We start from the raw sequence: 8,939 nt of genomic DNA on the forward strand, positions 1-8,939 counted from the left end.
GACTGGGTGCGGGTGGAGAACGACTTTCCCAAGGGGGTGCGTCTCTACCCGGCGCCGGCGCTGTTTGCCGGCGCGCCCCTGTTCGCCCCGGGCAGCGATCGGCTCAATCCCCGTTTCGAGCCCTATCTGGCCGCCATGGGCCGGCTGCTGCGGGCGCTTGATCTGGCCCATTTCCAGCGGCGCTACGGCCTGCTGGTGCAGCAGATCGAAAACCGCGGCTTCCGTCTGCGCCTGACGCTGCGGGTGGAGGGGCACACCGCCCGCCGCCCCCTGCCTGCGGACAGTCCATTCCCAGACGCCATGACGCTGAGCCTCTACCGGGCCGACCGGGTGCGGCAGGCGCTTCAGCGATCCAGCCTGCTGGCGGACGAATACTGGGCCATCGCCGGCTACGGGGCGCTGCATCCGTTGTTTCCCGACCCGGCCGATGCCCGCAATGAGCGGGTGGAGCTCTACCTGCAGCCGGACATGTGGGAGGACACCCGCCCATGAGCGCCGACAGCGACGCCCTGCGTGAACGGGTCAAGAGCGTGTGGCTGCTCTCCTTCGGGGACATGACCACCCTGCTGATCACCTTCTTCGTCATGATGCTGGCGCTCAACTACGGCGCCATCTCCCGGGTGCAGAAGTGGCTGGACGACGAGCTGACCCACACCTACGCCGAGCTGAAGCGGGCGGTGCGCGAGGAACGACTCACGCTGGTGAGCGTCATGCGCGACAGCCGTGGCGTGGTGCTGCGCATCCGCACCGACGGCGCCTTCGCCTCCGGCTCCGCCACCCCCTCGACGGAGCTTTTGCGCCAGGTCACCGCGCTGGGGCGTACCTTCCGCTACCTGCGCCTGTTCAATGAGCAGGCCACGCCCACCGGCCGTGCGGTGCTGGCGCTGGCCGAGCGGCAGCATCGCCGCTTTCAGCCGGAGATCAGCGTCGAGGGACATACCGACAGCGATCCGATTGCACCGTGGTCGCCGCTGCGCAACAACTGGATTCTCTCCGCCCGGCGCGCCCAGCGCGTGCTCGGCCAGCTGCTCTACGCCTCCGCCATGGACCCGCGCTGGTTCTCCGTGGCCGGTTACGGCGCCAGCCGCCCGCTGGTGCCCAATGACACGCCGTCCCACAAGGCCATGAACCGACGGGTGGAAATCGTCATCACCGCAGGCTTCGTGACCGTAGAGGACGCCAAAGGGGCAGAAAAACCCGTCATGCCCACCGAAAAGCAGGTCGCGCCGCCGGCGGCCACGGCGGCATCCGGCAAAAATGGGGGAGACCCCGTCCCATCCGATCATTGAGTAGATCTCGGTGCGCCTGCGGCCTTTTTGGGCGTTTTTTCGTCCGCGCCCGGCAGCGTCTTCTTAAAAATGGGGGAGACCCCGTGTGCTTCGGGGCTTCAGGCTGTTCTGCGGGCATTTCCCGGTGCGGTCGGATCGGCGATCGACAAAAACGGGGGAGACCTCGTCAGAAAGAACGCCTCATGCCGGGCTGCCTTGTCCGGCAGCGGTGGCACGGGCGGGGCGGGGTGGATCGCCGAGTCAGCGGTCCAGGGCTTCCGGCGGATGGGTTTTCCGGCACGGCGCGTCCGCCGTTTTGCGGGTCGGGCGGTTTACAGCGCAGCGAAAATGTGCAAAATACTGCGTTCCTCTCAGACCTTTGAAAGTGGCGACGTTGGCCGATTTTCAAACGGACAGGATTTTTTGGAGTAACACATGGCAAACATCAAATCTGCTAAGAAGCGCGCACGTCAGGCAGTCAAGCGTCGTCTGCGCAACCGCATGCACAAGGGTGCGGCCCGCACGCTGGTGAAGAAGGTCCGCGCCTGCATCGCGGCCGGCGACTATGAAGGCGGCATGGCCGCTTTCCGTCTGGCCCAGTCCAAGCTGGACAGCGTGGCCCGCAAGGGGGTGATCAAGAAGAACACCGCCGCGCGCCTGAAGCGTCGCCTGAACGCGCAGCTGAAGAAACTGGCGCCGTCCGCCTGAGGGCGTTCGCGTCGGATGCTTCGAGGCCGGGCTTGTCCCGGCCTTTTCATTTGCGGGGCGGCCAGCCCTTATACTGAACCCCTATGCTGAAGAACCTGTTCACCGTCAGCAGCATGACCCTGTTCTCGCGCGTGCTGGGCTTCGTGCGCGACATGGTCATCGCCCGCTATTTCGGCGCCAGCATGGGGGCGGACGCCTTCTTCGTCGCCTTCAAGATTCCCAACTTCTTCCGCCGTCTGTTCGCCGAGGGGGCCTTCTCGCAGGCGTTCGTGCCGGTGCTGGCGGAGGCGCGCGAAAAGCACGGCATCGAGCGGGTGCGCCATCTGGTGGATGCGGTCAGCTGGCGGCTGCTGCTGGCGCTGCTGGCGGTGGTGGGCGTGGGCGTGCTCTTTTCCGGCGCGGTCACCTGGCTGTTCGCGCCGGGGTTTCACGCCGAGCCGGAGAAGTTCCGCCTCACCGCCGAGATGCTGCGGCTCACCTTTCCCTACCTGCTGTTCATCTCGCTGGTGGCGCTCTCCTCGGCCATTCTCAACACCTGGGACCGCTTCGCCGTGCCGGCGGTCACGCCGGTGCTGCTCAACCTCACCCTCATCTTCGCCGCCGTGGTGCTGTCGCAATGGTTCGACCCGCCGGTGCTGGCGCTGGCGTGGGGCGTGCTGCTGGCAGGCGTGGTGCAGCTGGCCTTTCATCTGCCGTTTCTGTGGCGGCTGGGGCTGCTGCCACGCCCCCGGCCCATTGACGATCCGGGGGTGGCGGAGATCAAGCGGCTGATGCTGCCGGCCCTGTTCGGCGTCTCCGTGGCGCAGATCAACCTGCTCATCGACACGGTGCTGGCTTCCTTTCTGGTGACCGGTTCGGTCTCCTGGCTCTACTACTCCGACCGGCTGATGGAGTTTCCGCTGGGGGTGTTCGGCATCGCGCTGGCCACGGTGGTGCTGCCGGGGCTGAGCCGCAAGGCGGCCCGCGGCGACCATGACGGCTACCGACGGGACATCGATCTGGCGCTGCGGCTGATCTGGCTGATCGGCGTGCCCGCCATGGCCGGTCTGATGCTGCTGGCCGGGCCGCTGCTGACGACGCTGTTCCACTACGGCGCCTTCACCGACACGGACGTGGCCCAGTCGGCACGCAGTCTGGTGGCCTATGCACTGGGGCTGGTGGGCTTCATTCTGGTCAAGGTGCTGGCGCCCGCCTTCTACGCCCTCAAGGACATGAAGACGCCGGTGCGCATCGCCGTCATCGCGCTGGTGGCCAACACGGTGCTGAACCTGATGCTCATCTGGCCGCTGGCCCACGCCGGGCTGGCGCTGGCCACCAGCCTGTCCGCCTTCGTCAATGCGGGTCTGCTCTACTGGCATCTGAGCGTGCGCGGCGGCCACTATGCGCCACTGGCGGGCTGGCGCGCCGTGCTGTGGCGCGGCCTGCTGGCGCTGGGTGTGATGGGCGTCTTTCTGCTGGGGCTGACCCCGCCGCTGGCCGACTGGCTGGCGGCGGGCGCCGGCACCCGGGTGCTGTGGCTGGCCGGTCTGGTGATCGGCGCCGTCACGCTCTATGGTGCCACCCTGTGGCTGACGGGGCTGCGCCCCCACCATCTTCACCGGAGGCGATAGATGCACCTGATTCGCGGGCTGCACAATCTGAACCACCGCGCCTGTGCGCCGCTGGCGGGCGGCAGCGTGGTCACCATAGGCAATTTCGACGGCGTCCATCGGGGCCATCAGCAGGTGCTGGCCCGGCTGAACGAGGCGGGCGCGCGCCTCGGTCTGCCCACGGTGGTGATGCTGTTCGAACCCCATCCGGTGGAGTTCTTCGCACCGGAGAAGGCGCCGGTGCGGCTGATGAACCTGCGGGAGAAGGTGGCGGCCCTGACTGAGCAGGGCGTGGACTATGTGCTCATGGCGCGTTTCGACGCGGCCTTCGCCGCCCTGCCGGCGGAGGCGTTCGTGCGCGACATTCTCGCCGCGCGCCTGCGCGCCCGTTTCGTCTCCGTGGGCGATGACTTCCGCTTCGGCGCCGGACGGCAGGGGGATTTCCACCTGCTGCAGCGGCTGGGGGCGGAGCTGGGCTTCGAGGTGGCCCATCAGCCCACCTTCGAGATCGACGGCGAGCGGGTCAGCTCAACGCGCATCCGCTCGGCGCTGGCGGTGCCGGATCTGGCGCTGGCCGAACGCCTGCTGGGGCGGCCGTTCGCCTTCTCCGGCCGGGTGATCCACGGGCAAAAACGGGGGCGGCAGCTGGGCTTTCCCACCCTCAATGTCAACCCCAAGCGCCACCGTCTGCCGGTGCAGGGGGTGTTCGCCGTGGCGGTGGACATCGCCGAGACCGGCGAGCGTGCGCTGCCCGGCGTGGCCAACGTGGGCGTGCGCCCCACCGTGGACGGGCTGCGCCCCAGCGTGGAGGTGCATCTGTTTGACTGGTCAAAAATGGTCTATGGCGCCCATATCACGGTAAAATTGCTGGATTTCATCCGCCCGGAGCGGCGCTTTGATTCGCTGGAGGCGCTGATGGCGCAGATCGAGCGCGACGCGCAGGCCGCGCGGCGTTTTTTCGCACACCCGAACAGACACTGACAGGACACCATGGCTGACGAAAAGAAGTATCCGCTCAACCTTCCCGAGACCGATTTCCCCATGCGCGGCAATCTGCCGAAGCGGGAGCCCGAGTGGGCGCGCCGCTGGGTGGAGCAGGACCTCTACGGCCGCATCCGCAGGGCGCGGGCAGGTCGGCCGAAGTTCGTGCTGCACGACGGCCCGCCGTATGCCAACGGCAACATTCACATCGGCCATGCGGTCAACAAGGTGCTCAAGGACATCATCGTCAAGGCCAAGACCCTGTCCGGCTTCGACGCCCCCTACGTGCCCGGCTGGGACTGCCACGGCCTGCCCATCGAGCTGAACGTGGAGAAGAAGCTGGGCAAGGTGGGCGACAAAGTGGACGCGCGCACCTTCCGTCAGGCGTGCCGAGACTACGCCCAGCAGCAGGTGGAGGCGCAGATGGCGGACTTCCAGCGCCTCGGTGTGGTGGGGGACTGGAACAATCCCTATCTCACCAAGGACTTCCGCTTCGAGGCGGACGAAGTGCGCGCGCTGGGCGAGATGCTGAAGAACGGCCACATCACCCGAGGCGTCAAGCCGGTCTACTGGTCCGTGGGCGCCGGTTCGGCGCTGGCCGAGGCGGAGGTGGAATACAAGGACAAGACCTCCAACGCCATCTACGTGCGCTTCGATGTGGTGGACGAGGCGGACTTTCTCGCCCGCTTGACGCCGGTGGGTGACGACATGGGGGCGGGGCCGGTGTCCGTGGTCATCTGGACTACCACCCCGTGGACGCTGCCGGCCAACCTGGCGGTGGCGCTGCATCCGGATCTGGACTATGTGCTGGTGCAGGTGGGTGAAGTCCGCCTGCTGCTGGCCGAAGGGTTGCTGGAGACGGTGCTGAAGGAGTGGGGTGTGGAGGAAGCGCCGGTATTGGCCACCGTGCGCGGCGCCCAGCTGGAGGGCGTGAAACTGCACCACCCCTTCTATGACCGTCAAGTGCCCATCGTGCTGGGCGAGCATGTGACGCTGGATGCGGGTACCGGTGCCGTCCATACCGCGCCCGGCCATGGTCAGGAAGACTTCGAGGTGGGGCAGAAGTATGGGCTGGACGTCCTCTGTCCGGTGGACGGGCGCGGCGTGTTCACCGCCGAGGCGCCCGGCTTCGAAGGCAAGCACGTGCACAAGGTGGACGGGGAGATCATCGCCCTGCTCAAGGAGAAGGGCAGGCTGGTGCATCATGGCAAGATCACCCACAGCTACCCGCACTGCTGGCGCACCAAGACACCGCTGATCTTCCGCGCCACCAGCCAGTGGTTCATCAGCATGGAGGCGCAGGGCCTGCGTCAGCAGGCGCTTGCGGCCATTCCCGAGGTGCGGTGGGTGCCGGAGTGGGGGCGCAACCGCATCGAGAAGATGATCGAAGGCCGGCCCGACTGGTGCATCTCCCGCCAGCGTCACTGGGGCGTGCCCATCACTTTCATCGTCCACCGGGAGACGGGCGAACTGCACCCGCGCATGGCGGAGCTGATGGAGCCCATCGCCCGGCGCATCGAGGAGGGTTCCATCGATGCCTGGTATGAGCTGGATCTGGCCGAGCTGATCGGCGAGGAGGCCGCCGACTACGAGAAGGTGACCGACATTCTCGACGTGTGGTTCGACTCCGGCGTGACCCACTGGGCCGTATGCGCCCGCCGTGACGAGCTGACCCGTCCGGCCGACCTCTATCTGGAAGGCTCCGACCAGCACCGCGGCTGGTTCCAGTCCAGCCTGCTCACCTCGCTGGCCATGGACGGGCAGGCGCCCTACCGGCAGGTGCTTACCCACGGTTTCACCGTGGACGGACAGGGCCGCAAGATGTCCAAGTCGCTGGGCAATGTGGTGGCGCCGCAGCAGGTGATGGACAAGTTCGGCGCCGATATCCTGCGCCTGTGGATCGCCGGCTCCGACTACCGCTATGAGATGACCGTCTCCGACGAGATCATCAAGCGCACGGCGGACGCCTACCGGCGCATCCGCAACACCGCCCGTTTCATGCTGGCCAACCTCAACGGCTTCGATCCGGCGGCCAATGCGCTGCCGCATGATCAGCTGCTGCCGCTGGACCGATGGGCCATCGGCCGCGCCCATGATCTGCAGCGGGAGATCGTGGCCGCCTATGAGGCCTACAACTTCCACCGGGTCACCCAGCTGGTGCACAACTTCTGTTCCGAGGACCTGGGCGCCTTCTATCTGGACGTGATCAAGGACCGCCAGTACACCTGTCAGAAGGAGTCCGCCGCGCGCCGCTCGGCCCAGACCGCCCTGTGGCACGTGCTGGAGGCGCTGGTGCGCTGGATCGCCCCGATCCTCAGCTTCACCGCCGAGGAGATCTGGGGGCACATGCCCGGCGCGCGTGACGAGACCGTGTTCGTGGCCGAATGGTATGACCACCTGACGCCGCTGGACGAACAGCAGCCCATGAATTCCGCCTACTGGGCCGACATCCTCGCCGTGCGCAAGGCGGTCAACAAGGTGCTGGAGGACATGCGCAACGCCGGCGAGATCAAGGGGTCGCTGACGGCGGAGCTCGACCTCTATGCCGAGGGCCCGCTCCATGAGCGGCTGGCGGCGCTGGGAGACGAGCTGCGCTTTGTCATGATCACCTCCGAGGCGACCGTGCGGCCTGCCTCGTCACGGCCCGACACCGCCGTGGCCGCCGAGGGGCTGGAAGGCCTGTGGATCGTCGCCCGACCCACCGACAAGCCCAAGTGCGTGCGCTGCTGGCACCATCGTGCCGATGTGGGCGCCCATGCCGACTATCCCGACCTGTGCGGCCGCTGCGTGGAGAACGTGGCGGGCGAGGGCGAGGTGCGCCGCTTTGCGTGACAGCGGGTGGCGCTTCTGGCCGCTGGCGCTGGCGGTGCTGGCGCTGGACGCCCTCAGCAAGTGGGCGGCCAATCTGTGGCTCGAGTTCGGCCGTCCGCTGGCGGTGCTGCCCCACTTCAACCTGACCCTCAACTACAACACCGGTGCGGCCTTCAGCTTTCTGGCCAACGCCGGCGGCTGGCAGCGCTGGTTCTTCATCGGGCTTGCGCTGGCCATGGTGGCCGGCATGCTGTGGTGGCTGCGCCGCCTGCCGCCCAGGCTTGGCTGCGAGACGGCCGGTCTGTGGCTGATCGTGGGCGGTGCGCTGGGCAATCTGATCGAGCGGCTGCTGTGGGGGCGGGTGACGGACTTCTTCGACTTCTACATCGGGCACTGGCACTACGCCACCTTCAATGTGGCCGATGTGGCCATCTCGCTCGGCGCCGCCTGTCTGCTGTGGCAGGAGTTCGTGCTCAACCGGAGGCGCAGTATTGAAAACAGCTGAGGTGCTCATTATCGGCGGCGGCATCAGCGGTCTGATGACCGCCTGGACCCTGCTGGCGGAAGGGCGGCAGGTGACGCTGCTGGAGCGGCATGTGTGCGGTCGAGAGGCGAGCTGGGCCGGTGGCGGCATCCTCTCGCCCATGTATCCGTGGCGCTATCCGGATGCGGTCAACGCGCTGGCGAAGGCATCCCAGCCCCACTTTGAAGCCCTGGCCGTCGAACTGAAGGCGCTGACCGGCATCGACCCGGAGTTCTTTCCCACCGGCATGCTCATGCTCGACAGTGAACAGTGGGAGACGGCGCAGGCGTGGTGTGCCCGCTGGGGCTACGCGCTGGAAATTCTCGATGACCGGGCGCTGGCGCTGTTTGAACCGCGTCTGCGCACCGAGCGGCGGCTGGGGCTGTGGATGCCCGGGATCAACTCCATCCGCAATCCGCGTCTGATGAAGGCGCTGGCCACGGCGGTGCGCCTCAGGGGGGTGGAGATTGTGGAGCATGCCCCGGTAGAGGCGGTCGAAGTGGCGGCGCGGCAGGTGATCACGCCGCAGGGACGCTGGCAGGCGGAGGAGATTGTGGTCACCGCCGGCGCATGGAGCCACGGCCTGCTGCCGCAGCTGGAGATCGAGCCGGTCAGAGGGCAGATGATCGCCATCGACGCGCCGGCGGGTTTCCTGCGCCACATGGTGATGGAGCAGTCCCGCTACCTGATTCCCAGGCGGGACGGCCTGATCGTGGTGGGCTCCACCGTGGAGCTTGGACGCTGGGACAAGACGCCGGACGCGGACGTGACCCATGCCCTGCGCGATTTTGCGCTGGAACGCTATCCAGAGCTGGAGATGTTCGAAGTGGTGCATGCGTGGGCGGGCATCCGTCCGGGCAAGGTCGACAGTGTGCCCTACATCGGGCCGGTGGCCGAAGGGGTGTGGGTCAACGCCGGCCACTATCGCAACGGGGTGGTCACCTCCATCGCCTCGGCACGGCTGCTGGCCGATCTCATGGCCGGGCGGGCGCCGAAGCTGGATCCGACGCCCTACCGGCCGCCGTCACAGTGCTGAGGTGTTGCGGTTGCGCACGCTCA

The 8,939-nt window shown here is 67.2% G+C and carries 7 protein-coding genes and 1 pseudogene; all 8 read left to right on the forward strand.

The genetic code is table 11. From position 1 onward, the window contains the following. Positions 1-492: pseudogene (locus F8K16_RS07685) on the forward strand (OmpA family protein); the annotation flags it as partial. Further along, positions 489-1,289, forward strand: a complete 801-nt coding sequence (locus F8K16_RS07690; RefSeq protein ID WP_294948966.1) for an OmpA family protein — start codon at positions 489-491, stop codon at positions 1,287-1,289. The pseudogene F8K16_RS07685 and the gene F8K16_RS07690, both read left to right, overlap by 4 nt. Positions 1,290-1,703: 414 nt before the next feature. Then, complete coding sequence (gene rpsT, locus F8K16_RS07695; RefSeq protein WP_294948969.1) at positions 1,704-1,976, forward strand: 30S ribosomal protein S20; 273 nt, start codon at positions 1,704-1,706, stop codon at positions 1,974-1,976. A gap of 83 nt (positions 1,977-2,059) precedes the next feature. Next, positions 2,060-3,586, forward strand: a complete 1,527-nt coding sequence (gene murJ / locus F8K16_RS07700) for a murein biosynthesis integral membrane protein MurJ (protein WP_294948972.1) — start codon at positions 2,060-2,062, stop codon at positions 3,584-3,586. Then, positions 3,587-4,546 (forward strand): bifunctional riboflavin kinase/FAD synthetase, encoded by a 960-nt coding sequence (gene ribF / locus F8K16_RS07705; RefSeq protein WP_294948976.1) that lies wholly within the window; start codon positions 3,587-3,589, stop codon positions 4,544-4,546. Positions 4,547-4,555: 9 nt separating this feature from the next. Continuing rightward, positions 4,556-7,378 (forward strand): isoleucine--tRNA ligase, encoded by a 2,823-nt coding sequence (gene ileS, locus F8K16_RS07710; RefSeq protein ID WP_294948979.1) that lies wholly within the window; start codon positions 4,556-4,558, stop codon positions 7,376-7,378. Next, a complete protein-coding gene (lspA, locus tag F8K16_RS07715) occupies positions 7,371-7,862 on the forward strand; it encodes a signal peptidase II (RefSeq protein ID WP_294948982.1) in 492 nt (163 codons plus the stop codon). The genes ileS and lspA overlap by 8 nt, the downstream gene beginning before the upstream one ends. Continuing rightward, the gene (thiO, locus tag F8K16_RS07720) at positions 7,849-8,916 is read left to right on the forward strand and encodes a glycine oxidase ThiO (RefSeq protein ID WP_294948986.1); all 1,068 of its coding nucleotides are present in this window, start codon (positions 7,849-7,851) and stop codon (positions 8,914-8,916) included. Before lspA ends, thiO begins: the two co-directional genes overlap by 14 nt. Positions 8,917-8,939 lie beyond the last annotated feature (23 nt).

Source organism: Sulfurivirga sp. (assembly GCF_015490265.1).
Taxonomy (GTDB): domain Bacteria; phylum Pseudomonadota; class Gammaproteobacteria; order Thiomicrospirales; family Thiomicrospiraceae; genus Sulfurivirga.

Bases quoted from the DNA above. Each gene is read 5' to 3' on its own strand.
- F8K16_RS07690 (WP_294948966.1), top strand. From the start codon at position 489: ATGAGCGCCGACAGCGACGCCCTGCGTGAACGGGTCAAGAGCGTGTGG.
- rpsT (WP_294948969.1), top strand. From the start codon at position 1,704: ATGGCAAACATCAAATCTGCTAAGAAGCGCGCACGTCAGGCAGTCAAG.
- murJ (WP_294948972.1), top strand. From the start codon at position 2,060: ATGCTGAAGAACCTGTTCACCGTCAGCAGCATGACCCTGTTCTCGCGC.
- ribF (WP_294948976.1), top strand. From the start codon at position 3,587: ATGCACCTGATTCGCGGGCTGCACAATCTGAACCACCGCGCCTGTGCG.
- ileS (WP_294948979.1), top strand. From the start codon at position 4,556: ATGGCTGACGAAAAGAAGTATCCGCTCAACCTTCCCGAGACCGATTTC.